Origin of the sequence: Mesorhizobium sp. M4B.F.Ca.ET.143.01.1.1, from assembly GCF_004792275.1 — a bacterium.
Taxonomy (GTDB): Bacteria; Pseudomonadota; Alphaproteobacteria; order Rhizobiales; family Rhizobiaceae; genus Mesorhizobium; species Mesorhizobium abyssinicae.
In genome coordinates this window covers 250434-273228 of the sequence record NZ_SRSR01000002.1, presented here as the reverse complement: position 1 = coordinate 273228, position 22795 = coordinate 250434, and the positions used below count along the sequence as shown (strand labels likewise).

The following is a 22795-nucleotide window of genomic DNA, read 5'->3' as shown; positions in this document are numbered from 1 at the left end:
GGCTTTGCCGGGTTTCGCCGCGTGGCAAATCGGCTAACCTGATCTCCCGAGAGCGATTGATCACACTCGGGAGTCTTCATGGACATTGCGACCCTGCTTGCCTTCGCGGCGGCCTTCTTCGTCTTTGCCGCGAGCCCCGGTCCGGACAATATGACGATCGTCGCCCGCACCATCTCCAATGGCGCCGCGTCGGGCATCGCTTACGGCGTGGGCACGGTGGTCGGCATCCTCATCTTCCTGGCGCTCGCCGCCTTCGGCCTGTCGATCATCGCCGCCAAGATGGCGATCGTCATGACCATGCTGCGCTATGGCGGCGCGGCCTATCTGATCTGGATGGGCATCAGGCTGTGGACCGCCGTGCCAGTGGTGCCCGACCTGCAGCCCGTCTCCGGCCGGCGGGGCCTGCTGGCGACCTTCGCCACCGGCGTCGCGCTCAATCTCGGCAATCCGAAGATGCCGTTGTTCTATGTGGCGTTGCTGCCGAACGTGGTCGGCGCATCGCTCGCACCCGGTCATCTCGGCGTGCTGGCAATGGTGATCCTGGTCGTCGAGGCGGTGGTCATCGGCGGGCATGTGCTTCTCGCCGGCCGCGCCCGCGGCCTGCTGCGGACGCCCGCCGTCGTGCGCCGCGTGAATCGCGCCGCCGGTGGCGCGATGATCGGCGCCGGCGTGGCCGTGGTCGCCACGCGCTAAGGGCAGCGCTGACCGCCGGCTCCCGGCCCAGGAAGGCGGGTGCTCGCCTGCGATTGGCCATCGCGGACCCGAACTGTGAGTCCATAGTCTGTGTCTCCGAGCCATCGCGCCGACTCGCCAGTTGACATAGGCACGCTCACGTCCTAGAAAAGAGACAGACCTGTCTCATCACGGGGCGATGCCATGGCACCCGCACGCACCTCGGCCAAACGCCAGCACGTTGTCGACACCGCCTATGCGCTGTTCAAGCGCGACGGCTTCCATGCCACCGGCATCGACCGGATCATCGCCGAGGCTGACATCGCGAAGATGACGATGTACCGGAATTTCCCGAGCAAGGACGAGTTGATCGTCGCGGTGCTGGATCATCGCGCCCGCCGTTTCGAGCGCCAGCTCGACCGGCTCGCGACGGCAGCCGCGACGCCCGGGCAAAAAATCGCGACGATCCTCGACTGGCACGAGCGCTGGTTCCGCAGCGCCGATTTCCATGGCTGTCTGTTCGCGCATGCGCTGGCCGAGTTCGGCGATCCCGCCCACCCGGTGTTCAAGGCCGTCGCCCGCCAGAAGAATGGCCTGAGGTCGCGCATGCAGGCGATCCTCGAGCAGACGATGCCGCCGGAGCGGGCGGAGGGCGCCGCGGCGGCGCTGCTGATGCTCATCGAGGGGGCGACGCTGCTGGCGCAGATGGGCGAGGCTGACGCCGCCATCGGCAATGCCCGCAAGGCAGCGGCCGCCATCATCGCGGGCGCGTGGGGGCGGCAATGAGCGCGGCGGTCATCGGGCTGGCGCTGTTCGCCGCCATCCTGCATGCCAGCTGGAACGCCTTCCTGCGGACGGGGGCCGACAGGCTGTGGACGATCACGGTCATGAGCTTTTCCAGCACGTTCATCGCCATTCCCATGGCGCTTTTTCACGCGCTTCCGGCCGCGGCCGCCTGGCCCTATGTCGTGCTCTCGGCCGGCCTGCAGGTCGGCTACAGCGTGTTCCTTGTCGCCGCCTACCGCTATGGCGAGCTGGGGCAGGTCTATCCGATCGTGCGCGGCAGCGTGCCGTTGCTGGTTACGCTTGGCAGCTTCCTCATGGCCGGCCAGCGGCTCACCACGCCGGAGATCGCCGGCGTCGCGCTGGTCGCCTGCGGCATCATGGGATTGTCGCTTGGCAAGGGAAGGGCATCGACGACGTCGATCCTCTACGCGCTGGCGACGGGCGCGATCATCGCCGCCTACGCAACCGTAGATGCGATCGGCGTCCGCGCCGCCGGCGACAGCGGCGCCTACACCGCCTGGGTGCTGCTGATCTACGGCGCCTTGCTGCCAGTCACCTTCGTCGCGCTGCGCGGCAGGCTCATCGTCGACTTCAGCGCGCCGGAAACCCGCAAGGCGCTGGCCGGCGGCCTGTTCGCGCTGCTTGCCTACGGCGTGGTGGTCGCCGCCTTCGCGCTCGGCCCCGCCGGCCCGATCACCGCCATCCGCGAAACCAGCGTCGTCTTCGCCGCCTTCATCGGCCGGTTCTTCCTCGGTGAGCAACTGACGCCGCGCCGCGTCGGCGCCTGCGCCGTCGTCGCGCTCGGCGCCATCTGCCTCGGCTATCAGGCGTGAGCGGCGATCATCCTGTCCGCGTTGCGGAGAGGTAAGCGCAGATCAGCTCGACCAGCTGCTTGCGAAGCTCCGGCGCGTCCAGCATGTCGCGTCGCGCCGCATTGTGGATCACGCCCTCGACCGCCGACGACAGCACGCGCGCGATCGTCTCGACGTCTTTCCGGCGTCGGCGATACTGCGCCACGGCGGCCGTGTAGTGTTCGAGATAGCGGGCCTGGAACGAGGCATGCGCGGCGCGCGAGCCGCGGTCGCCCGGGGCTTCGTCGAGCAGCACCTGATGCAGCGTCGGATGGATGCTGTGCGCCTCGATCATGCCGCGCACCAACTCCTGCGCGAATCGCCTGAGCGGTTTGCCGCCTTCGGCTGATTCGGCGATCACCGACAGCACCTGATCGAAATGGCGGCGCCGGATCGCTTCGAGCAGCGACAGCTTGTCGGGAAAATATTGGTAGAGCGAGCCGATGCTGACGCCGGCCGCCTCGGCCACTTTGTTGGTGGTGAAGCCGGCCCATCCGAGCTCGCTCAGAACATGAGCACCTGCCTCGATGATCGCCTCGACGGTTGCCCGCGAACGCGCCTGGCGCGGCACCTTACGCATGCGCATGCGCGGCTTTGCAATGCGAGTAGACATGTTTGCTCCACCTCGCGAAAATATAAACAACATACTCACATTTCGAAAAAAGGAACACCGGCCATGAGCGCGCTTGACTTGCTTCGCAGCCTCTTCGCCTATCAAGCCTGGGCCAACGACGAACTGCTGGAGAAGCTCGCTCACCTCGACCCTGATGCGCACGCGAAGGAGCGCCACGCAGCGATCCGTCTCCTCAACCACAACCTTGTCGTCTCGAAGATATTCGCCGCGCATCTTTCCGGCACGCAACACGGCTTTGCCTCCGACAACACCGAGGAGACGCCGTCGCTCGACACGTTGCACGGCGATGTCGCGGCGATGGATCGCTGGTATCGCGACTATCTGCAAACCGTCTCGCCTAATCTACTCTCGGAGCCGATGCCGTTCGCCTTCACCGATGGCGACAAGGCGATGATGTCGCGCCAGGAAATGCTGACCCATGTCGTCATCCACGGCGGCTATCATCGCGGCGAGATCGGCCGCATCCTCGCGCAAATCGGCATCACTCCGCCCTGGGACACATTTGCCGTCTATCTCCATCAGACCGAGCCGTCGCGAAGACTGCAGTTGGTGTCAGAGCCGGCCGCGCTGTGACGGCCCGAAAGCCTTGCATTTCAAGGGAAAAGTGGCTGCGCAGAGCGGGAGACACGGCAGTCCTTCGCGCGCCATTCAATCCTGCAGCATTGGCGACTGACGAAAGCCGGCGGGACCGCCAATCTCCCCCAAGTGAGGAGTTGAGGACCGGTACCGTGTAGCGAACGGAAAGCCAACGGTTTGGCTTGCCGAGTGACGAAAGTCGGCGGCACAGAGAGTGGCGTTGTCCTGCAGTGAATGCTGCTTCACCGCCACTTAGTTCGGGCAGAACATATACGAGCTAAAAGCTCGCATTAAGTTTTAAGTTGTTCTGCAGTCGCTCTATCAAGCAAGCCGATACGACAGCTCTTCGGGTGAACGCGCACGACCGCCGCCGTAGCAGGAGTTCCCATGCTTGACGAGAAGATCGCATGAGTCGCGAGGCTTCAAATTTCTCTCGCGGAAGTTCGCGGCGGGCTGCGAAGAATCTCTGCGCACTTTAGTGCCGATCATTGCGAGCATGCTTTCGCCGTAACCGAAATTTAATCTGCGAAATTCAGTGTAATGCTTCGCTGGCTAGAAAGCCGCGAGTCAGATATGCATGAGCATGCCGGATCACTGACGATCGCCGGCAAAACGCAAGGGGCATCGCATGGCAAAGACGACAAGCAAGGCGCCGGCGGCGAAAGCGCCGGCAAAGAAAGCGGCACCGAAGGCTGCCGCGAAACCCGCAGTGAAGAAGGCAGCGCCGAAGGCAGCCGCCAAGGCTCCGGCGAAGGCAGCGGCGAAACCCGCCGCCAAGAAGCCGGTCGCCAAGGCCGCGGCCAAGCCCGCCGCCAAGGCAGCGGCGAAGCCCGCAGCCAAGGCAGCAGCGAAGCCTGCCGCCAAGGCAGCAGCGAAGCCTGCCGCCAAGAAGCCTGCAGCCAAGGCAGCGGCCAAGCCCGCCGCCAAGGCACCGATGAAGGCGGCCGCCGCCAAGTCGGCGTCTGCAGTGAAGAAGGCAGCTCCGGCAAAGAAGCCGGCCGCCAAGAAGTGATCGCGTAGCTTCGCTCGCGACAAGGACAGGTGAGGGCGGGTGCCGTCGGTGCCCCTCTCGCCGGTTCGGCGTCACTGGCGAAGCTGGAGCGCACGCTCCCCCTAAAGCTCCCGGGACTTTGCCGTCGGCAAACTTCCGGGAGCTTTTTTGTTGTCCGGCTTCGCCAGCAATTCGTTGCCGGCGCATTGGCTGTCCGGTTTCGCGACACTGGCCGTTGTCTTGCCGGCCATGATCGGTCAACAGTGCGCGCAGACAATCAGGAACCCGACCATGCTGAAGCTGCTCTACGCCTCCACCTCTCCCTACAGCTCGAAGGTCCGCATGGCCGCGCTCTATGCCGGCATCGCCATCGACCTCGTGCCGGTCAAGACCGAGGAGAAGCCGGCCGAATTGATCGGCGCCAATCCGCTCGGCAAGATCCCCGTGCTGGTCCTCGACGACGGCCGCTCGATCTACGACAGCCGCGCCATCACCCAGCACCTCAATCGCGTAGCGAAGAACGCGCTGTTCCCGCGCAACCCCGACAAGCGGCTCGAGGCCGAGGTGCTGGAGGCGCTGGCCGACGGCATCTGCGATTGCGCTCTGTCGATGGTCTACGAGCGGCGCACGCGGCCGGAAGAGATGGTCTATCAGCCCTGGCTCGATCGCCAGTGGGCGAAGATCACCACCGCGCTCGACCTGCTCAACGCCAACCCGCCGAAGCTGCCGAAGAAGATCACCGCCGGCCAGATGGCGCTGCGCGCCACGCTCGGCTATCTGGCGCTGCGCTTCGCCGGCAAATGGGAAAAGGGCCGCGGCCGCCTGACCCGCTGGGCGGCGCGCTTCGACGAGAAGTTCCCGGAACTGAAGCCGGCCGTGCCAGGCTGAGAACTGCGATCTCCCCGGTGGGACGCTTGTGTGGAGAGTGACCGTCATGGTCGCTCTGCGACACGCCTTTCCTGAACTGCCTTGCGTTGCGAGCCTTTTCAGGAAGGGGCAAGACCTGGATCAGGCTCGCCCGGCGTTGACGACGCCGGGACCGGGATGTTCCCCGAGGCGCGGCGTAGCAAGAAGTTTGCGATTAGAAACGCCTGTCCGAGAACTGCCGCGTATCCGGCCAGGATAAGCGCGCACGGAACGACGAAGTTCAGTTGCGGCGCCGCGCCGAGCACTACGGGCATCGTCCAGGACACAAGGGAGACGACGCCGCAACCAACCAAAGTGCTGTGCATGCGGGGTGTCATGCCGACAAGGAGTTGGCTGCCGATCCGCTGACGCACAAAAGGTATGACCAGTTTGTGGATGGCGACGCCATTGAGGGTAAGGATCGCAACGATCACGACCTTTGCCCAGATCTTCGGGTTTGTCAGTTTTTCCGGCTCAGCGAAGTGATACAGCACGAGGAATCCCAGCCCCGATACCCAAAGCAGACCGAGTCCCAGAGCCACGAACTTGCTGACCCACTCCACATTGTCGGCGAGTTCGGTCGTCACCGGGGTCTTTCGGTAGCGTGAAAACATGAGATCGAGGAAGACGGCCCCTCCGAACCCCAAAGTCAGACCCGCAAAATGAACCAGCCTGAGGCAGGTTCGGGCGTAAGAGGCCAGTGTGACCGGTGAGACGATGAAGATTTCAGGACCGTTCATGTTGCCCGCCAAATGACATCCGCGCGTGCCCGCCGACCGGGAACGTCTCTTTTGTTGAATGACTTTGGCTGAGGCCACCCAGGAGGGGACGCGCCGTTGGCTTGGTGGCTCGCCTTAGATTAAGATGATTATTTAAGTCAAGAATAATTGCAGCCTTTGGAAACGCCTTCCGTCGCCGGGTGGATCGAGAATTCCGCCCTTGCTTCCGGCTTGAATCTCCTCCTGCTTTCATGCTTGCTTGACGCCGCGCATTTCGCGGAGGGCTGAGCATGGCGAAGTCAGTCACCAAAACCAGCGTCGCGCCAGATCCCATGGTCGAGCGCCTGCGTGCAGCCCTTGGCCGGCGCGCCTTCGCCGAACAGAAGATGTTCGGCGGCACCTGCTTCATGCTCAACGGCAACATGCTGATTGGCACCTCGAAACGCGGGCTGCTGGTTCGCGTCGGCAAGGCGGCGCATGAAGCGGCGGTCGCCCGTCCGCATGCGCGCCCGATGGAAATGGGAGGGCGCGGGATGGAGGGTTACGTCCACGTCGCGCCGGAAGGCACCGCGAGCGCAGCCGATCTCGCCAGCTGGCTCGAACTCGCGCTGGCCTTCGTCGAGACGCTGCCGCCGAAATCGAAGCCAGCCAAGGTCGCAAAGAAGCGAATGTGAGTTGATGGAGCAGCCTATCTTGGGCTGCATCGACTGGTGTCGTGAACCGGCTCGGCAACGCGGCCGGCGGGAGGATTGCGATGGCGTTTCTGACGGGACGTTGCATGTGCGAAGCGGTCACCTGGACCTATTCCGGGGTCATCACCCGCAATCTGGTCTGTCACTGCGCCGATTGTCGGCGCGCCACGTCCGCCCCGCTGACGGCCTTCCTGGGCATGCGTCCGGAGCAGGTGAGTTGGACCGGCGAGATCATGCACTTTGAAAGCAGCCCGAACACCTTTCGCGGGTTCTGTCCGGCCTGCGGTACGAGGCTCTATTTCCGCTCCGACAGATGGCCTCGCGAGATTCACGTTCACGCCGCCACCATGACCAATCCGGACGACTACCAGCCCGATGCGGAGGTCTTGACGCGTTCGCGGATGAAATGGCTCGATCGGCTGACATCGATACCCGCCCATGACGGCTTCCAGGAAAAGCCAGCCGATCGACCAGGCACCTGACAAGCTGATAGGTGCGGGGACCGCATCCGTTCAAGTGCAGGCACAAAAAAAGCCGGGCGCGAGGCCCGGCTTTTTCGTGTCGTGGCTTCGACGACTTAGAACTTCATACCGACGCCGAAGGTGACGCGGTTGTCCTTCGACTTGACGTTGCCGACATTGTCGAAGTCCTTGTCGCCGTAGTCGGTGTAGCGGTACTCGACACGGCCGAACACGTTGTCCGTGATCTTGATGTCGGTGCCGACACCAGCCGTCCAGCCGAGCATCGCCTTGCTGTCGCTGGAGACGCCGTCGTCGATCTTCTGGTTCTTGGCCGCAAGACCGCCGGTGCCGTAGAGCAGGATTTCCGGAGTCACGGAATAACCGAGGCGAGCGCGCAGCGAGCCGTCCAGGCCGCCCTTGGCTTCGACGCCGGCGCTGGAACCCTTGACGCCGTTGTAGCCGAGATCGGCTTCAGCACCATACACGAAGTTCTCCTGCTGCCACTGGTAGCCGCCGAAGACGCCGCCGACAAAGCCCTTGGTCTTGATGTCGGGACCGCCGGAAACGTCGGCATGGCCGCTAAAGCCGTAGCCGGCGCTCAGACCGAGATACGGACCGGCCCAGGAAGCGACGGGGAGTTCGGCAACCGGAGCGGGCGCCGGCGGCTCTTCAGAGACGACGTCAGCTGCGTAAGCGGTACCGCCGAGGGCGAAGAGCCCGAGGGCAACAGCCAGCGGCCGTGCGAATTTGAGATTGGCTTGCATTGTTCTTTACTCCTTAAGCCACAGGACACGTAGGCTTGTTGTTCATGAGCACCCCAAGACCCGTCCGGGGGGATAAACGGACCCGGCGCTCAACGGTTCCGAATGTCGTGTCGAAATGCGGCTGAAGCGAACCTGAACTTGGGTCATTCCCCGGCGCGAATGAGGCTGAACCGTGACGTTGCATCTTCGCAACAGCGAAATGTCAGCAGCGGTTCCATGCTGCGCTGCACGCGGCTTGGTACAAGGAGTCGAGCATCCTATATTGCGATCCTGCCGGCGCGAATCCGGATCACGCAAAGGTTGCGGCGAGTCCGCTTCGCCACATTCCCGCCCCAGGTGGAAACGGCGTTTAACCCCTCGGCCGGTCATAATGTGCCGGCTGGTGGAATCGAGGCGCCGATTGAGGATTGACAGATGACCAAGACCGCGACGGCGCTGGTGACCGGTGGCGCAAAACGGATCGGCAAGGCGATCGTCGAGGATCTGGCGGCACACGGCTTCGCGGTCGCCATCCACGCCAACCGTTCGGGCGCCGAGGCCGAGGCGCTGGCGGAACAGATAAGGGGCAAGGGCGGCCGCGCCGCGGTCGTCGCCGCCGACCTCACCGACATGGATGCGGTCGGCGATCTCGTCGGCCGCGCCGAGGCGGCGCTTGGCCCCGTCACGCTGCTCGTCAACAATGCCTCGCTTTTCGTCGACGACAGTGTCGAGGATTTCGATTGGCAGGCTTGGGACCGCCACTTCGCCATCCATGTGAAGACGCCGGCGCTGCTGGCGCAGAATTTCGCCCGCGCCCTGCCGGAAGGCGAGGAGGGCCTGATCGTCAACATCATCGACCAGCGCGTCTGGCGCCCGACGCCGCGCTATTTCTCCTATGCGCTGTCGAAGTCGGCGCTGTGGACGCAAACCGAGATGCTGGCGCAGGCGCTCGGGCCTCGCATCCGCGTCAACGCCATCGGCCCCGGCCCGACGCTGAAGAGTGTCCGCCAGGACGATGATGATTTCGCCGCGCAGCTCGACGGGCTGATCCTCAAGCGTGGCCCGGATTTGACCGAATTCGGCGCTACCATCCGCTATCTCTGGCAAGCGCGCTCGGTCACCGGCCAGATGATCGCGCTCGACGGCGGCCAGCATCTTGCGTGGCAGACGCCCGATGTGACAGGCATGGTGGAATGAGTCCCGCAGAGCAAAAACACAAGACGCGCGGCGCTGCCGACGACCTGCCCCCCGAGATCGATCTCGAGGACGATGCGGCCGAGGAGATCGTGGAGCCGGAAGCCGTCCCGGCCGGACCGGACGTCGCCTTCACCGCCATAGACTGGACGCCGCATGCCGGAGACGCCGACGGCATGGTCGGCGCCGAGGTGATCCAGACGCTGGTCAAGCGGCTGCCCAACGCGCCCGGCGTCTATCGCATGATGAACGCTGCCGGCGATGTGCTCTATGTCGGCAAGGCGCGCAGCCTGAAGAAGCGCGTCACCAACTACGCGCAGGGGCGCTTCCACACGCTGCGCATCGGCCGCATGGTGCGCGAGACCGCGACGATGGAGTTCGTCGTCACCCGCACCGAGATCGAGGCGCTGCTGCTCGAGGCGAACCTGATCAAGCGGCTGCGACCCCGCTTCAACGTGCTGATGCGGGACGACAAATCGTTCCCTTACATCCTGTTGACCGGCGACCATGTCTCGCCCGGCATCTACAAGCATCGCGGCGCGCGCTCGCGAAAAGGGGATTATTTCGGCCCCTTTGCCTCGGCCGGCGCGGTCGGCCGCACCATCAACTCGCTGCAGCGCGCCTTTCTTCTGAGAAGCTGCACCAATTCCTTCTACGAGAACCGCACCCGGCCGTGCCTGCTCTATCAGATCAAGCGTTGCGCCGGTCCGTGCACCGGCGAGATCTCGCATGAGGACTATGCCGGGCTGGTCGCCGAGGCGAAGGATTTCCTCTCCGGCCGCAGCCTGAAGGTGAAGACCGAGATCTCGACCGCCATGCAGCAGGCGTCCGAGGAGCTCGATTTCGAGCGCGCCGCCATCTATCGCGACCGGCTGGCCGCGCTCTCGCATGTGCAGGCGCATCAGGGCATCAACCCGCAAACCGTCGAGGAGGCCGACGTTTTCGCCATCCACCAGGAGGGCGGCCAGACCTGCATCCAGGTGTTCTTCTTCCGCACCGGCCAGAACTGGGGTAACCGAGCCTATTTCCCCAAGGCCGACCCGGCGCTGGAGGGATCGGAAGTGCTGGGCTCGTTCCTGGCGCAGTTCTACGACGACAAGCCGACGCCGCGCGCCATCCTGCTCTCGCTTGCCGTCGAGGAGCAGGAGCTGCTTGCCGAGGCGCTCTCGACCCGCGCCGGCCGCAAGGTGTCGATCTCGGTGCCGCAGCGCGGCGAGAAGAAGGACCTGACCGACAACGCGCTGCAGAACGCGCGCGAGGCGCTCGGCAGACGGTTGGCCGAAACCTCGACGCAGGCGCGCCTGCTTACCGGTTTTGCCGAGACCTTCGGCCTGGCCAAGCCGCCGGTGCGCATCGAGGTCTACGACAACTCGCACATCATGGGCACCAACGCCGTCGGCGCCATGGTCGTTGCCGGGCCCGAAGGTTTCGTGAAGAACCAGTACCGCAAATTCAACATCCGCTCGACCGAGATCACGCCTGGCGACGATTTCGGCATGATGCGCGAGGTGATGGAGCGGCGTTTCTCGCGCCTGCTGAAGGAGCATGGCGATGTCCAGCCCTCAAGCGAGGTGGCGGCTGCCGAAGTCGAGGACGAAACGGCCGACGATCTTGTCGGCGGCAATGGAGCCTTCCCGGCCTGGCCCGACGTCATCCTGATCGACGGCGGTCAGGGCCAGATGACGGCGGTGCGCAAGATCCTCGCCGATCTCGGCATCGAGGACCGCGTCGCCGCGATCGGCATCGCCAAGGGCCAGGATCGCGACGCCGGCCGCGAGCGCTTCTTCGTCCGGGGCAGGGACTCCTTCACCCTGCCGGTGCGCGATCCCGTGCTCTATTTCGTCCAGCGCCTGCGCGACGAGGTGCACCGCTTCGCCATCGGCTCGCACCGCGCCCGCCGCAAGAAGGAGATGGTCAAGAACCCGCTCGACGAGATCGCCGGCATCGGCCCCGGCCGCAAGCGGGCGCTGCTCTTGCATTTCGGCACCGCCAAGGCGGTCAGCCGCGCCGCGGTCGAGGATCTGGTCAAGGTCGACGGCATCTCCGAGCAGATGGCGAAGCTGGTTTACAACCATTTTCATGACAGCTGACCATTCTTGCGCCTATTTTCGGCTGACCAATCGAATCTGCCCTGTTGACCCCCCACATTCCCTTCTGATTTGAGTACGCAGGCAGAAAGAGTTCCCGAGAAGATGGCCCAGCGCGCGTTCAACCTGCCGAATATCCTCACCTACGCCCGCATCATCGCGGTGCCGCTGGTGGTGCTGTGCTTTTTCCTCGAGGGCCATCTGAAGTCTTCCGACTTCGCCCGCTGGTCGGCGCTGGCCATCTTCCTGCTCGCTTCCATCACCGATTATTTCGACGGTTATCTGGCGCGTGCCTGGCAGCAGACCTCCAACATCGGCAAGATGCTCGACCCGATTGCCGACAAGCTTTTGGTCTCGACCTGCCTGCTGCTGCTTGCCGCCGATACCGACCGCCATGCCGGCATTGCCGGCTGGTCGCTGTGGGCGGCGATCATCATCCTGTGCCGCGAGATCCTGGTCTCGGGCCTGCGCGAGTATCTGGCGGCCCTCAAGGTCTCGGTGCCCGTCACCCAGCTCGCCAAATGGAAGACCACCATCCAGATGGTCGCCATCGCCTTCCTGCTCGCGGGCCCCGCCGGCGACAAGATCTTCCCGCTGACCACCCAGACCGGGCTGGTGCTGCTGTGGATCGCGGCGCTGGTGACGCTCTACACCGGCTACGATTATTTCCGCGCCGGCCTCAAGCACATCATGGACGAGTGAGATGGCCACCAAGCTCATCTATTTCGCCTGGGTGCGCGAGCGGATCGGCAAGCCGGAGGAGGATGTCGAACTTCCAGCCGGCATCGAGACGGTGGCCGACCTGCTGCGTTGGCTGAAGTCGCGCGGCGAGGAGTACGAGAACGCGCTGCAGTTTCCCGACGTCATCCGCGTCGCCATCAATCAGGAACATGTCGGTCACCGCGAGAAGATCGCCGGCGCGCGCGAGATCGCGCTGTTCCCGCCGATGACCGGAGGCTGAAACCATGCCCGGCGCCGTGCGGCCGACGGTGCGCATCGAGGCGCAGGATTTCGACGTCGCCGCCGAGATTGCCGGGCTGACGCAAGGCCGTGCCGACATCGGCGCCGTGGTCACCTTCTCCGGCCTTTGCCGCGACGAGCAGGGTGCGCTTTCGGCGCTCGAGCTCGAGCACTATCCCGGCATGGCCGAAGCCGAGATCGGCCGCATCGCCGCCGAGGCGATCGAACGTTGGCCGTTGCAGGGGCTGACCGTCATCCACCGTCACGGCAGGATCGCGCCCGGCGAGAACATAGTGCTGGTGGTGGCTGCCTCAGCCCACCGCCATGCGGCCTTCGAAGCGGCGAATTTCCTCATGGATTATCTGAAGTCGCGCGCGCCGTTCTGGAAGAAGGAGCATCATGCCGACGGCTCCGAGGGCGGCTGGGTCGAGGCCAAGGAGGCCGACGACGAGGCGGCCAGCCGCTGGACGAAGCCGACCAATTAAATCCGCCCCGTGGCCATGCATTGACCGCAATCCTGAAGGATTCTTCCCCTTGCTGGCGCAACCTAGGGGAGCTGGGTCATGCTGGACAGGATCGCTGAATTCTTCATCTTCGGCCTGGTGCCGTTGGTCGTCGGCGTGCTTGCAGTGCCGGAACTTTCCGATGCCGCCGAGAAGACACTGCAGGGCGAGGCGACGTACCGCGAGCGCATCGCGCTGCCGCCCAATGCCGTGCTCTCCGTCCAGCTTGCGGACGTGTCGCTGGCCGATGCGCCGGCAGCCATCATCGGCGAGCGCAAGGTGGCGCCCGCCGGTCAGGTGCCGATCAGGTTCGAGATCAGCTTCGACCCGCAGGTGATCCGGCCGAACATGACCTATGCGCTGCAGGCGCGCATCACCGTCGACGACAAGCTGCTCTTCACCACCGACACGCGCCACCGGGTCGATCCGCTGAGCGACAGGCCGCAAAGCATCATGCTGAAGATAGTGGCGTCGAGCGATGCGCCGGCCGACGCGCTGCTCGGCCAGAGCTGGCTGATCGAATATATCGACGGCATCGGCGTGATCGCGCAGCCTCAGGCGACGTTCCGCGTCGGCGAGGCCGGCAAGGCCGGCGGCAAGGGTCCGTGCAATGCCTATTTCGCCACCGCCAAGGTGGACGGCGAAAAGATCGCCATCAGCGACATCGGCTCGACCTACATGGCCTGCGCCCCGGAGGTGATGGCGCAGGAGAAGGCGCTGTTCGAAGCGCTCGCCAAGGCCGCCTCCTACCATATCGACGCCGGGAAGCTCATCATCGCCGACAAGGACGACCGCGTCATCCTGCGCTTCAACGCCGCGAGTTAGTCCTCGACAGTTTCGTATGGGACTGGGGTGACAGAGGCGCGCGAAGCATCACAGGTTTTCAGCTTGGTTCTGCGCCATCCTGGCGGCGACCTCGCCCCCGGGCAGGGCAGTCCGTTTATAGGCGCCGACACGCGAACGCCTGCGGCAGACACGGAGGCGGCCAACGAGCATGCGAATCTGAAGGACCGCCAACCGAAGTGACGGGAACCCGCCGCGAGGGGCGGCGGGGCATCCAGGCGGGCGCTACTCGTCTTAGGACAGGCTGCGGTTGATCTCGTCTTCGTCGAAGACGCCGGCGTTAAACAGCGCCATCGCTTGCGCCGCCAGATCCGCGGCTTCGGCACTGCCGGCGCCGATGCCCCGCTCCTGGCAGATGCGGTCATAGACCCGCTTCAGCAAGGCAAGGTCGTCAGGGTAGGCAATGCCGCTCGTGGAAACCTTGGGATCGATCATCGCCCGCTTCCTGGTGGAAGGGCGGAAGCGCGATACTCGCTCACAGCCGGCGATGCCCTTGGTCAGTTATCGCCGATGACATCAAGTTAGCGCTCCAGATGGGCCTGTCTACCTTGGAATCGAAAAGGCGGCGCCGGACCGGCCGGCTGCCGCCTTCATTCCTGCGTCGTGCTGAACGGTTCAGCCGACGATCTCGGTGTCCGAGAACCAGTACTTGATTTCCTGCGCGGCGGTTTCCGGCGCGTCGGAGCCGTGCACCGAATTCTCGCCGATCGACAGCGCATGCACCTTGCGGATGGTGCCCTCGGCGGCGTTGGCCGGGTTGGTGGCGCCCATCACTTCGCGGTTCTTGGCGATCGCGTTCTCGCCTTCCAGCACCTGCACGATGGTCGGCGCCGAAGACATGAATTCCACCAGCTCGCCGAAGAACGGGCGTTCCTTGTGCACGGCGTAGAAGCCCTCGGCCTCACGGCGGCTCATCCACACCCGGCGGGAGGCGACGACGCGCAGGCCGGCATCTTCCAGCATCTGGGTGATGGCGCCGGTCAGGTTGCGCCGGGTCGCGTCCGGCTTGATCATGGAAAAGGTGCGTTCGATCGCCATTGGGTCGTCCTTGTGGTGAGAATGGAATTGGAGGTGGCGGGCTCTATACAAGCCGCATGGCGCCTTGCCAAGGGGAGGCGCCCACCCGCTGGCGTTCTGGCCAAGGACGGCGCTTTGCGCGACAATGGCGGCGTGCGGTCAAGAGCGAAGGAGCCGGGCACGGCGCACGATGAACTGGCCTTACCTCAGACGCGGGGATATCGCCGGCATCCTGTTCGTGGCGGTGTTTGTCGGCGTCGCCCTCTTTGTCCTGCTGGTCTTTCCTGGGCTGGGGCCAAGGGAGAATTTCGGTTTCGGCCCGGAATGGCAATGCGCCCGCATGGTGCAGGGCGACCCGATCTGCGTCAAGCTCGTCGACAGGGACCCAGCGAAGTGATTACCGCCTGAGGACCACCGGCGCGCGCCGCTGTTCCCAGCCCTCGCGCTCCAGCGTCGGCACGCAGTCCTGTTCGCTGGGATAGCCGAGGCAGAAATAGCCGATCAATGTCCATTCCGGCGGCGTGTCGAGAATGGCGGCGATCTCGGCCGGATCGAGAATCGACACCCAGCCCATGCCGATGCCTTCCGCCCGCGCCGCCAGCCACAGCGTATGCACCGCCATGACCGCCGAATAGTCGATGGTGGCGGGCATGGTCAGGCGGCCGAGCCCATGACCCTGCGCCGTCGTGCGGTCGGCGAAGACCGCGAACTGACAAGGCGCCTCGGCAAGCCCGGCGAGCTTCATGCGGGCGTAGAGCGCGGCGCGCTCGCCGGAAAAGCAGCGCAGCGCTTCCGCGTTGCAGCGCTCGAACGTGCCTCTCACCGCTTCGCGCCGCTCGGAACTGTCGACCACGACGAAGCGCCAGGGCTGGCTGAGGCCGACGGACGGCGCGACAGCGGCCAGCGCCAGCAGCCGCTCCAGCGTGCCGTCGGGCAGCGGCGTCGACCTGAAGCGCCTGACATCGCGGCGCCACCGCATCAGGCTGACAAGCCCGAGACGAAATTCGTCGGAAAAATCCGGGGCTGGTACCATGCCGCCGTGCTGCCTTCATTGTGTTAGCCGGATCTGCCGGCTGCTTCTTCTTTGCCCCGATCAAGGCGGCCATGAGGCGCGCGAAACGACGCAGGCGGGTCCACTTTGTCGCATTTCGGGGGAGGGCTGCAGGGCAGCGTTTCCCGGGGGCGACCTCAGCGGCCCAGCATACTGCCCTACTGCCATGCTGCCTTACTCCCCTAGAATCGAATCCTTCGAGGGTTTAGGTAGGCCTGAACCTAACGCAGCGGGGCCGGAGAGATGAAACAGCATTTCATGATGTTTGCGGCCTACAACCAATGGGCCAACGGCCGCATCTACGAGGCTGCCGCCGACCTCGTGGACGAAGAATTCGAAAGGGATGTCGGCGCCTTCTTCGGCTCGATGGCGGGAACGCTCAACCATCTATTGGCCGCTGACCGCATCTGGATGAAGCGCTTCACCGGCGAGGGCGATGCTCCTTCGAGGACCGACGCGATCCTCCACCGCGCTTTGCCTGTCCTCTGGCTGGCGCGCGAGGCGGAGGACAAGCGGATCATCGGCTGGATCGAAGGCATGAGCGACAAGGCGCTCGCCGGCCGCTTCTCCTACATGACCCTTTCCGACATGCGCACCGTCTCGCAGCGGCTGGCGCCGGCGCTCAGCCATTTCTTCAACCACCAGACCCACCATCGCGGCCATGCGCACATGATCCTGACCGTGCTTGGCCGACCTTCCGTGCCGCTCGATCTGGTGCGGTTCCAGCGCAGCGAGGAAGGCCGCGCCTATGCCTGATTCCGCGGCTGGGGTTGCTATATTAGAAATGTCTAAATATTTAGAATAAAGCGCTACTTTTTGTGAAATGTTCAAAAACTAAGACTCACGACGGCAGAACGAGCGTTGAAACTGGAATGCATCTCCAAGCGTAGCCCTTGATGCGCGAGCAACATTGTCGATTTTTGCCACAACGTTGCAGCGCATGAACCAGAAGGGCAACAAGGGAGAGTGTCATGTCCAGTATCGTTCGGAAAATCTCCAGAGCATTTGCGGGCGGAACGATCGTCGTTATTCTCGCCTTTCCTGCGAGTGCGGCCGAAGTTGGCCTTGGTGGCCTAGGCGGCGTTTCGGTCGGCGGCAATGCAGCCAGCGCCAATGCGGGCGGCCCCGGCGGGGCCAATGGCAATGCATCCTTTGGCGGCAGCAGCACCAGCGCCGACGCTTCGATCGGCGGCACCAATGGCGCCAATGGCAATGCCTTGATCGGCGGAGGCGGCGGAGCGGCTACGGTGTCCCTGGGCGGCACCAGCGGTGCGGGCGCTGACGCGTCCCTGGGCACCGGCAACGGTGTCGACGCCGCCATAGGGACGACGTTCGGCGGTACCAGCGCCAACACAGGTATCGGGGTTGGAACGTCAGGGGTTCCTGGCATCCCCGGCACTTCGGCGACTGCCGGCACGCTGGGCCTGTCGAGCGTCGTCGCCAGCATGTCGAGCGGCCAGCTTGCGCGGATGAAGAAGCGCTGCGTCGACGTGCTGAGCAGCGAAGGCACCTATGACCGCGACCTGCGCCAGCTCTGCCTGCTGATCGCCCGCCGCTGACAAGTCCGGCGCCGGCCGCGAGACTTTACGACGGCCAGAGTCGGAAGCCCGCCACCCCTTGCCATCCCGGTGGCGGGCTTTTGGGTGCCGACCGCCGAGGACGCTTTCGAGGGCGGTTAACCACGTTCAAGAAAGGCGAAGCTAATATTAGGATTTCGTTTGCCTTCCCGACGCAGGATGGCCTGACGCAGCGGGAGCAATAGAATGCGCATCGATTTGTCCCCGACGAGCTGGGGCAGGGTCATTGCAGTCACGGTGGTCGGCACGGCGGTCTGCATCGCCGCGGCCTTCTTCGTCGATTCCTACAATTTCCCCTTGCTGTCGCCGGACGCCCTGTGGCGCGCGCAGATGACGGACCTCTTGCTGCCGCTCGTGCTGGCGGGGTCGTTCTTCTTCTTCCTGATGTTCAAGATGCGCCAGCTTGCCGTCGCCCAGAAGGAGCTGAGCATCGTCGCGGCCACCGACAGCCTGACGGCGGTGTTCAATCGCGGCGCCTTCTCGATGCTGGTCGAGGCCTACCTCGACCAGGCGCGCAGCCAGGCGGTCGTCGATGCCGGCGCCTTCCTCATCGTCGACGCCGACCATTTCAAGACCATCAACGATCGCCTCGGACACGATTGCGGCGACCAGGCGCTGAAGCTGATCGCCAAGACGATCCAGGGCCAGTTGCGCGGCGCCGACATTGTCGGGCGCATCGGCGGCGAGGAATTCGCGGTCTTTCTTCCCGGCGCCGACGCCTCGCAGTCCTGGCTGGTCGCCGAAGGGATCAGGCGGCGCATCCGCGAGGTGGAGTTCTCCCCCGACGGCCGGCCTTGCCCGCTTTCGGTCAGCATCGGCGGCGTCGCCTTCAACGGTCCCGCTACATTTGCCGACATGTACCGGACGGCGGACAGTCACCTTTACAAGGCAAAGTCGAACGGCCGCGACCAGGTCAGCTTCGCAACGGTCGCGCTGCTTGGCCCGCTGACCGACGACGCCGCGACGGTCCATTGAGACAAGTAGCGAATAGTGAGTAGCAAATAGCGTTGCGCCGGCTGGCGCATGCATTGCCTTCCCTGCTCGCTATTCCCTATTCGCTATTCACTTTACGCAGCATAGCCGCCGAAGCTGCGCGCCACCGGCTTGACCGAGACGGCGGGCTGGGTGGCGGGCCAGAGGATGCCGGCCGTCACCGCGAAGGTGATCAGCGCATCGCGCGCCGCCTCGGGCGAGATCTCGCCGGCTCGCGCCGCTTCGCACGCCTTCACCGCGGCGCCATAGCTCAGCCGACGCCGCGACGGCGGGAATTCGGTCAGGAATTCATGCATGTCGAACAGCGACGCGATCATGCGCTTGTGGCCGGCGCCAACGGTAAGGGCGACCGGGGTGAAGAACATCCTGTCGTGCATTCTGGCCTCTTGGGTTGGGCGGAGGTCGGCGGGCGCCGGTTTCCGATCGGGGGTCGAACGCCAGAGAACGCGGGAAGGGGCGGGAGGTTCCATGATTTTGGGGGATACGGAGAATAAGGCGGGGCACCAGGAGCACCAGGGCGTTGCCCTTCGATAGGCGCAAGCCGGGCCGCGGCTACGGCACCGTGGTCGTGAGGACCTGGGGCGGCGCTGTTGGTGCCCCCGGATGGTGGGTCGAAAGCACGAGCAAGAGAATGGCAACGCCGGCGATAAGCGCTGCGACGACATTGACGAACAGCCGCCCGGCTAACTGCCCAAGCCGTTGTCGCCGGCTCATGGTGGCGGGAACGAAACGCATTTACACCCTCCCGCTAAAGCAGAGTCCGACACAACGTGGGACAGGCGCTCACCGATGCTCGACCTGAAGCCACGGTTCGCGCCACGCCCATGACGTTACCAGCCTCGGTGGTAGCCGCAGCTCCACACCCGCTTGATCACCAGGCGGTGGTGGTGCCAGCGCTTGTGCACCCTGACATGGCAGCGGTCGCGGTCGCGGTCGCGACGCCAGTGGCGCCGATTGTCACGGTCATAATCGCGCATTGCATAGTGGCGATGATGGCGGCGCCAGGAGTAATCATCGCTATAGCGCGTGCCGTTGTCGGTGGTGATGGTCAGACTTGCCGCTTGCACCGGAGCCGTCACCGGCGCCAGCGTGGCCATGCCAAGCATGGCGGCGAGAACAACGTTCTTCATGTCCGTCTCCTTTGCATTAGGTCTTGCTTACGGAAACCCGCCCGCTGGCTGATGGTTCCATCGCGATGGAGGGGCGTGCTGATACGTTTCGTGAGGAGGCCAGCGACGATGAAGGCTGGTCAGTCCGGGGCATGGAGGACGAGGTAGTCCGTCGAAACGGCGTTGGCGCCGGTTCCTCGCGTGACGCGCACGGTCGCCAACTGGTTGCCGTTGGCACCGCTTCTGGCTGTCGCCGCATCAATAGGCCGGCACCTGCCTATCATGCCGTTAGCCTGTCGGGCAGAGCGGCGGAGCACTGAGCCATGTCCCGGTACACGACTGGCCGTGCCTCTCCCGGATGGCAGGATGCCATGTCCGGGCTGCAGGAAAGCAGGATCATTGCCGCCGCCGCTACAGGGTCCATCGTCGCGCTCCACGTCAATGCGGGTTAACGCCAGGTCCGGGCTTTGGTTGCCGGCAAAGGAAACGGCCGCGGGCGGCGGGCCTATTTCCACATGCCGCGCATGCGCGCGCCGAGGTCGACCTTGACCTCAGGCCGCCGGCGCGGATCGTCCTTCGCCTGCACGCTCGCCCAGGACGTCTGCTCGAAGGCGGAGAGCAACGAGGCCGGGATGAAGCGGGTGCGCGCGGCATAAACATGGCGGTCGCCGCGCGCCGCCTGGCCGTGCACGAAGAAGCGCTGCGGCATGACCAGGTGCAGCCTGTCCTTGGCCCGCGTCATCGCCACATAGAGCAGGCGCCGTTCCTCCTCGATGTCTTCCTTGCTGCCGACACCGAGGTCGATGGGGATGCAGCCGTCGACGGTGTTGAGCACGAAGACGTTCTTCCACTCCTGGCCCTTGGCGGAATGGATGGTCGACAGGATCAGATAGTCTTCGTCGCGGTGCGGCGGGCCTGCCTCGTCGCTGGTGGCGTCCGGCGGGTCGAGCGTCAGATCGGTGAGGAAGCGCTCGCGCGACGGGTAGCCGGACGCGATCTGCTCGAGCTGCAGGAGGTCGGCCCGGCGCATCGTTGCATCCTCGTGCATGCGCTCGAGATGCGGTTCGTACCAGAGCCGGATCCGCTCGAGGTCGGCCGGCCATTTCGCGCCGGCGCGCAGGCCTTCGTAGAGCGACAGGAAGGAAGGCCAATCCTCGGCCGCTCGCTGCGGCGGCCGGTAACGGGCGAGCCCCATCGCCTCGTCGAGCGACGTCGCCATCGTCTCGACGATCTGCGCGGCCGCCGACGGCCCGATGCCCGGCATAAGCTGCAGCACGCGGAAGCCGGCGACGCGGTCGCGCGGATTTTCGGCGAAGCGCAGCACCGCCAGCATGTCCTTGACATGGGCGGCATCGAGGAACTTCAGCCCGCCGAACTTGACGAAGGGGATGTTGCGGCGGGTCAACTCGATCTCCAGCGGCCCGCTGTGATGCGAGGCGCGGAACAGCACGGCCTGCGACTTCAGCGCCGTGCCGGCCTCGCGCTCGGCGAGGATCGCGTGGCAGGCATAGCTTGCCTGCTCGGCCTCGTCGCGTACGGTGACCAGAAGCGGCTTTTCGGACGATCTGCGCTCGCTCCAGAGGTTCTTGGTGAAGCGCTCGGCGGCCTCCCCGATCACCGCGTTGGCCGCCGCCAGGATCGTCTCGGTCGAGCGGTAGTTGCGCTCCAGCGTGACGATCGCCGCTGCCCGGGCGAACTGCGTGGGGAAGTCGAGGATGTTGCGCACTTCCGCGGCGCGGAACGAATAGATCGACTGCGCGTCGTCGCCCACCACCGTCAGGCCGGCGCCGTCGGGTTTCAGTGCCGTCAGGATCGAGGCCTGCAGCCGGTTGGTGTCCTGGTATTCGTCGACCAGCACATGGTCGAAGCGGCCGCCGAGATGCGCCGCGATCTCCGGCTCGGCCGCCATCTGCGCCCAGTAGAGCAGGAGGTCGTCGTAATCGAGTACGTTCTGCGCCTGCTTGGCCTCGACATAGGCCGCGAACAGGTCCTTCAACTGCTCTGCCCAGCCGGCGCACCATGGGAACACACCGCCCAGCACCTCGCCGAGCGGCGCCTGCGCGTTGACGGCGCGCGAATAGATCTGCAGGCAGGTGCCCTTGGTCGGGAAACGGCTCTCCGTCTTGGAGAAGCCAAGCTCGTGCCGGGCAAGGTTCATCAGGTCGGCGGAATCCTCGCGGTCATGGATGGTGAAGGCGGGATCGAGGCCGATCTCCAGTGCATAGTCGCGCAGCAGCCGGGCGCCAATGCCGTGGAAGGTACCGGCCCAGGAGAGCGCGTCAGCGATGACGGAAGCATCGCGCCCCAGCACCTCGCCGGCGATGCGCTCGACGCGCTTGGCCATTTCAGAGGCGGCTCGGCGCGAGAACGTCATCAACAGGATGCGGCGCGGATCGGCGCCTTTGACGATCAGATGCGCCACGCGATGCGCCAGCGTGCTGGTCTTTCCCGACCCCGCCCCGGCGATGACCAGCAGCGGCGCCGCGACCTGGCCGTCGCCATGCTCGACCGCCAGCCGCTGTTCGGCATTGAGCTTGTCGAGATAGGCTGGCCGCAAGGACGAATCACGGAGGGCGAGGTTCATCGCCCATCAAGCATCGTTTCCGCTTTGTTCGCAATGGTGGCGACCCTGCCAATCTCCGCCAAAAGGGGCAGTTTGGCTTAACCTACCGCCTTGGCTCGGCACCCATCGCCGCCGACTGGCGTCGCAGCGACCGGCGTTCATCATCATCCTGCAATGGCAGTGGCTCGAAGCCGTCGGGCACCTCGTCGATGACTTTCTTGGCGAAGCGATAGGTCGCATAGGCGAACAGGCCAACAATCAGCAGACGGATCATGATCAAAAGCTCCTTCAGCGGACCAACCGGGGAGAGGGGCATTTTGTTCCGCCGGCGCCTCATCCGACCTGGCTCGCGGTGCAACCAAACCGCCATCGTCTCGTTTGCCCTCAGGGGCGAACGAGAGGAGGTTGTCATGATGAAGCTTCCGATGCTGCTAGCCTTGGGGCTCGCGCTCGCCGCCTGCGACAACAGCGTCCAGCCGACAAAGGCGCCCGTCGACCAGAACCCGCAGGTCGACAAGAACCCGGTGCCGAAGTCGACCACCGGCGGTGACCAGCAGGGAACGCAGCCGGCACAGTGACGCACGGCGCAGTTCAGCAAATCTGGCAGCTGTTGCACAGAAGAAGGCCGGCGCTGCTTGGGAGGAAGCTGAAAAGCGCCGGCCAAGCGGGAAAGTCAGGCCCGCCGCAAGAAAGATCATAGCTGAGTCTTGCCGCTAGGTCAGGGGGACAGGTTGGGGAAGACTGCTGGAAGTGGGGGAAATCCGGCGGAAATTCCGCCTATTGTGTGAAATCTACAACAAAAACCCAGAGTTGCGGCGGGAGGTCGTCATTTGTACCTGATCGGGCACATGGCTTGATCGAAGAAGC

Annotated in this window: 30 protein-coding genes; 19 read left to right on the top strand and 11 right to left on the bottom strand. The window is 64.8% G+C overall.

Annotated elements, in window-relative coordinates; all coding sequences use genetic code 11:
• Positions 1–78 precede the first annotated feature (78 nt).
• The 3 genes from EN786_RS05575 (at position 79) to EN786_RS05565 (ending at position 2291) form a co-directional block, all read left to right on the top strand.
• Positions 79–693: a LysE family translocator gene (locus EN786_RS05575; RefSeq protein WP_127309361.1), complete on the top strand. Its 615-nt coding sequence runs from the start codon at positions 79–81 to the stop codon at positions 691–693.
• A gap of 183 nt (positions 694–876) precedes the next feature.
• Positions 877–1458, top strand: a complete 582-nt coding sequence (locus EN786_RS05570) for a TetR/AcrR family transcriptional regulator (protein WP_127283596.1) — start codon at positions 877–879, stop codon at positions 1456–1458.
• Positions 1455–2291, top strand: a complete 837-nt coding sequence (locus EN786_RS05565; RefSeq protein WP_127309360.1) for a DMT family transporter — start codon at positions 1455–1457, stop codon at positions 2289–2291. Before EN786_RS05570 ends, EN786_RS05565 begins: the two co-directional genes overlap by 4 nt.
• 7 nt (positions 2292–2298) lie before the next feature.
• Here the strand turns inward: EN786_RS05565 and EN786_RS05560 are convergent, their stop codons facing one another.
• The gene (locus EN786_RS05560) at positions 2299–2889 is read right to left on the bottom strand and encodes a TetR/AcrR family transcriptional regulator (protein WP_127309368.1); all 591 of its coding nucleotides are present in this window, start codon (positions 2887–2889) and stop codon (positions 2299–2301) included.
• A gap of 96 nt (positions 2890–2985) precedes the next feature.
• On the opposite strand from EN786_RS05560, the gene EN786_RS05555 reads away from it, so the two are divergent.
• From EN786_RS05555 to EN786_RS05545, 3 genes are all read left to right on the top strand, one after another.
• Entirely contained in the window at positions 2986–3516 is a 531-nt protein-coding gene (locus tag EN786_RS05555) for a DinB family protein (protein ID WP_127283685.1), read from the top strand.
• Between the two features lie 631 nt (positions 3517–4147).
• Positions 4148–4531 (top strand): histone, encoded by a 384-nt coding sequence (locus tag EN786_RS37555; RefSeq protein ID WP_145966837.1) that lies wholly within the window; start codon positions 4148–4150, stop codon positions 4529–4531.
• Between the two features lie 270 nt (positions 4532–4801).
• Positions 4802–5398 carry a glutathione S-transferase gene (locus tag EN786_RS05545; protein ID WP_127311441.1) on the top strand — a complete coding sequence of 199 codons (597 nt, stop codon included), beginning with the start codon at positions 4802–4804 and terminating at the stop codon, positions 5396–5398.
• A gap of 98 nt (positions 5399–5496) precedes the next feature.
• On the opposite strand, the gene EN786_RS05540 is transcribed toward EN786_RS05545, so the two are convergent.
• On the bottom strand, positions 5497–6156 hold the full coding sequence (locus EN786_RS05540) for a hypothetical protein (RefSeq protein WP_189340637.1): 660 nt from the start codon (positions 6154–6156) through the stop codon (positions 5497–5499).
• Between the two features lie 269 nt (positions 6157–6425).
• Between EN786_RS05540 and EN786_RS05535 the strand changes: the two genes are divergently transcribed.
• Together EN786_RS05535 and EN786_RS05530 are read left to right on the top strand one after the other, a co-directional pair.
• The gene (locus tag EN786_RS05535; RefSeq protein ID WP_127283683.1) at positions 6426–6809 is read left to right on the top strand and encodes a TfoX/Sxy family protein; all 384 of its coding nucleotides are present in this window, start codon (positions 6426–6428) and stop codon (positions 6807–6809) included.
• 41 nt (positions 6810–6850) lie between these two features.
• Entirely contained in the window at positions 6851–7309 is a 459-nt protein-coding gene (locus EN786_RS05530) for a GFA family protein (protein WP_245494473.1), read from the top strand.
• A 95-nt stretch (positions 7310–7404) separates the two neighbouring features.
• Here the strand turns inward: EN786_RS05530 and EN786_RS05525 are convergent, their stop codons facing one another.
• Complete coding sequence (locus EN786_RS05525) at positions 7405–8052, bottom strand: outer membrane protein (RefSeq protein ID WP_127283681.1); 648 nt, start codon at positions 8050–8052, stop codon at positions 7405–7407.
• Between the two features lie 414 nt (positions 8053–8466).
• Here EN786_RS05525 and EN786_RS05520 point away from each other — a divergent pair, with 414 nt between their 5' ends.
• The 6 genes from EN786_RS05520 to EN786_RS05495 all read left to right on the top strand — a co-directional run bounded on the left by EN786_RS05520 (position 8467) and on the right by EN786_RS05495 (position 13600).
• On the top strand, positions 8467–9228 hold the full coding sequence (locus EN786_RS05520; protein WP_127283680.1) for an SDR family oxidoreductase: 762 nt from the start codon (positions 8467–8469) through the stop codon (positions 9226–9228).
• Entirely contained in the window at positions 9225–11315 is a 2091-nt protein-coding gene (gene uvrC, locus EN786_RS05515) for an excinuclease ABC subunit UvrC (protein ID WP_127283679.1), read from the top strand. The genes EN786_RS05520 and uvrC overlap by 4 nt, the downstream gene beginning before the upstream one ends.
• A 102-nt stretch (positions 11316–11417) precedes the next feature.
• A complete protein-coding gene (pgsA, locus tag EN786_RS05510; protein ID WP_127283678.1) occupies positions 11418–12014 on the top strand; it encodes a CDP-diacylglycerol--glycerol-3-phosphate 3-phosphatidyltransferase in 597 nt (198 codons plus the stop codon).
• A 1-nt stretch (position 12015) separates the two neighbouring features.
• Positions 12016–12273 carry a molybdopterin converting factor subunit 1 gene (gene moaD / locus EN786_RS05505; RefSeq protein WP_127283677.1) on the top strand — a complete coding sequence of 86 codons (258 nt, stop codon included), beginning with the start codon at positions 12016–12018 and terminating at the stop codon, positions 12271–12273.
• Positions 12274–12277: 4 nt separating this feature from the next.
• Entirely contained in the window at positions 12278–12757 is a 480-nt protein-coding gene (locus EN786_RS05500; RefSeq protein WP_127283676.1) for a molybdenum cofactor biosynthesis protein MoaE, read from the top strand.
• Between the two features lie 78 nt (positions 12758–12835).
• Complete coding sequence (locus EN786_RS05495) at positions 12836–13600, top strand: YbaY family lipoprotein (protein ID WP_127283675.1); 765 nt, start codon at positions 12836–12838, stop codon at positions 13598–13600.
• A gap of 252 nt (positions 13601–13852) precedes the next feature.
• Here EN786_RS05495 and EN786_RS05490 read toward each other — a convergent pair whose 3' ends face one another.
• Together EN786_RS05490 and ndk are read right to left on the bottom strand one after the other, a co-directional pair.
• Positions 13853–14053, bottom strand: coding sequence for a hypothetical protein (locus EN786_RS05490; protein ID WP_127283674.1), 201 nt, complete (start codon positions 14051–14053; stop codon positions 13853–13855).
• 180 nt (positions 14054–14233) lie between these two features.
• Entirely contained in the window at positions 14234–14656 is a 423-nt protein-coding gene (gene ndk, locus EN786_RS05485) for a nucleoside-diphosphate kinase (RefSeq protein WP_127283673.1), read from the bottom strand.
• A 169-nt stretch (positions 14657–14825) separates the two neighbouring features.
• Between ndk and EN786_RS05480 the strand changes: the two genes are divergently transcribed.
• Positions 14826–15032, top strand: a complete 207-nt coding sequence (locus tag EN786_RS05480) for a hypothetical protein (RefSeq protein ID WP_127283672.1) — start codon at positions 14826–14828, stop codon at positions 15030–15032.
• Here the strand turns inward: EN786_RS05480 and bluB are convergent, their stop codons facing one another.
• Positions 15033–15668 (bottom strand): 5,6-dimethylbenzimidazole synthase, encoded by a 636-nt coding sequence (gene bluB / locus EN786_RS05475; RefSeq protein WP_127311625.1) that lies wholly within the window; start codon positions 15666–15668, stop codon positions 15033–15035.
• A 261-nt stretch (positions 15669–15929) separates the two neighbouring features.
• Here bluB and EN786_RS05470 point away from each other — a divergent pair, with 261 nt between their 5' ends.
• The 3 genes from EN786_RS05470 (at position 15930) to EN786_RS05460 (ending at position 18238) form a co-directional block, all read left to right on the top strand.
• Positions 15930–16442, top strand: a complete 513-nt coding sequence (locus EN786_RS05470; protein WP_127283670.1) for a DinB family protein — start codon at positions 15930–15932, stop codon at positions 16440–16442.
• Positions 16443–16657: 215 nt separating this feature from the next.
• Positions 16658–17245: a hypothetical protein gene (locus EN786_RS05465; RefSeq protein WP_127283669.1), complete on the top strand. Its 588-nt coding sequence runs from the start codon at positions 16658–16660 to the stop codon at positions 17243–17245.
• 204 nt (positions 17246–17449) lie between these two features.
• Entirely contained in the window at positions 17450–18238 is a 789-nt protein-coding gene (locus EN786_RS05460) for a GGDEF domain-containing protein (protein WP_127283668.1), read from the top strand.
• Positions 18239–18330: 92 nt separating this feature from the next.
• On the opposite strand, the gene EN786_RS05455 is transcribed toward EN786_RS05460, so the two are convergent.
• From EN786_RS05455 to EN786_RS37630, 5 genes are all read right to left on the bottom strand, one after another.
• Entirely contained in the window at positions 18331–18633 is a 303-nt protein-coding gene (locus EN786_RS05455) for a DUF982 domain-containing protein (protein WP_127283667.1), read from the bottom strand.
• Between the two features lie 175 nt (positions 18634–18808).
• Positions 18809–18991: a hypothetical protein gene (locus tag EN786_RS05450; RefSeq protein ID WP_127283666.1), complete on the bottom strand. Its 183-nt coding sequence runs from the start codon at positions 18989–18991 to the stop codon at positions 18809–18811.
• A gap of 95 nt (positions 18992–19086) precedes the next feature.
• A complete protein-coding gene (locus EN786_RS05445; protein ID WP_127283665.1) occupies positions 19087–19386 on the bottom strand; it encodes a hypothetical protein in 300 nt (99 codons plus the stop codon).
• A gap of 484 nt (positions 19387–19870) precedes the next feature.
• Positions 19871–21949: an ATP-dependent helicase gene (locus EN786_RS05435; RefSeq protein WP_135908052.1), complete on the bottom strand. Its 2079-nt coding sequence runs from the start codon at positions 21947–21949 to the stop codon at positions 19871–19873.
• Positions 21950–22031: 82 nt separating this feature from the next.
• On the bottom strand, positions 22032–22202 hold the full coding sequence (locus tag EN786_RS37630; RefSeq protein WP_189340433.1) for a hypothetical protein: 171 nt from the start codon (positions 22200–22202) through the stop codon (positions 22032–22034).
• Between the two features lie 136 nt (positions 22203–22338).
• Between EN786_RS37630 and EN786_RS37625 the strand changes: the two genes are divergently transcribed.
• Entirely contained in the window at positions 22339–22506 is a 168-nt protein-coding gene (locus tag EN786_RS37625) for a hypothetical protein (RefSeq protein WP_187331184.1), read from the top strand.
• Positions 22507–22795 lie beyond the last annotated feature (289 nt).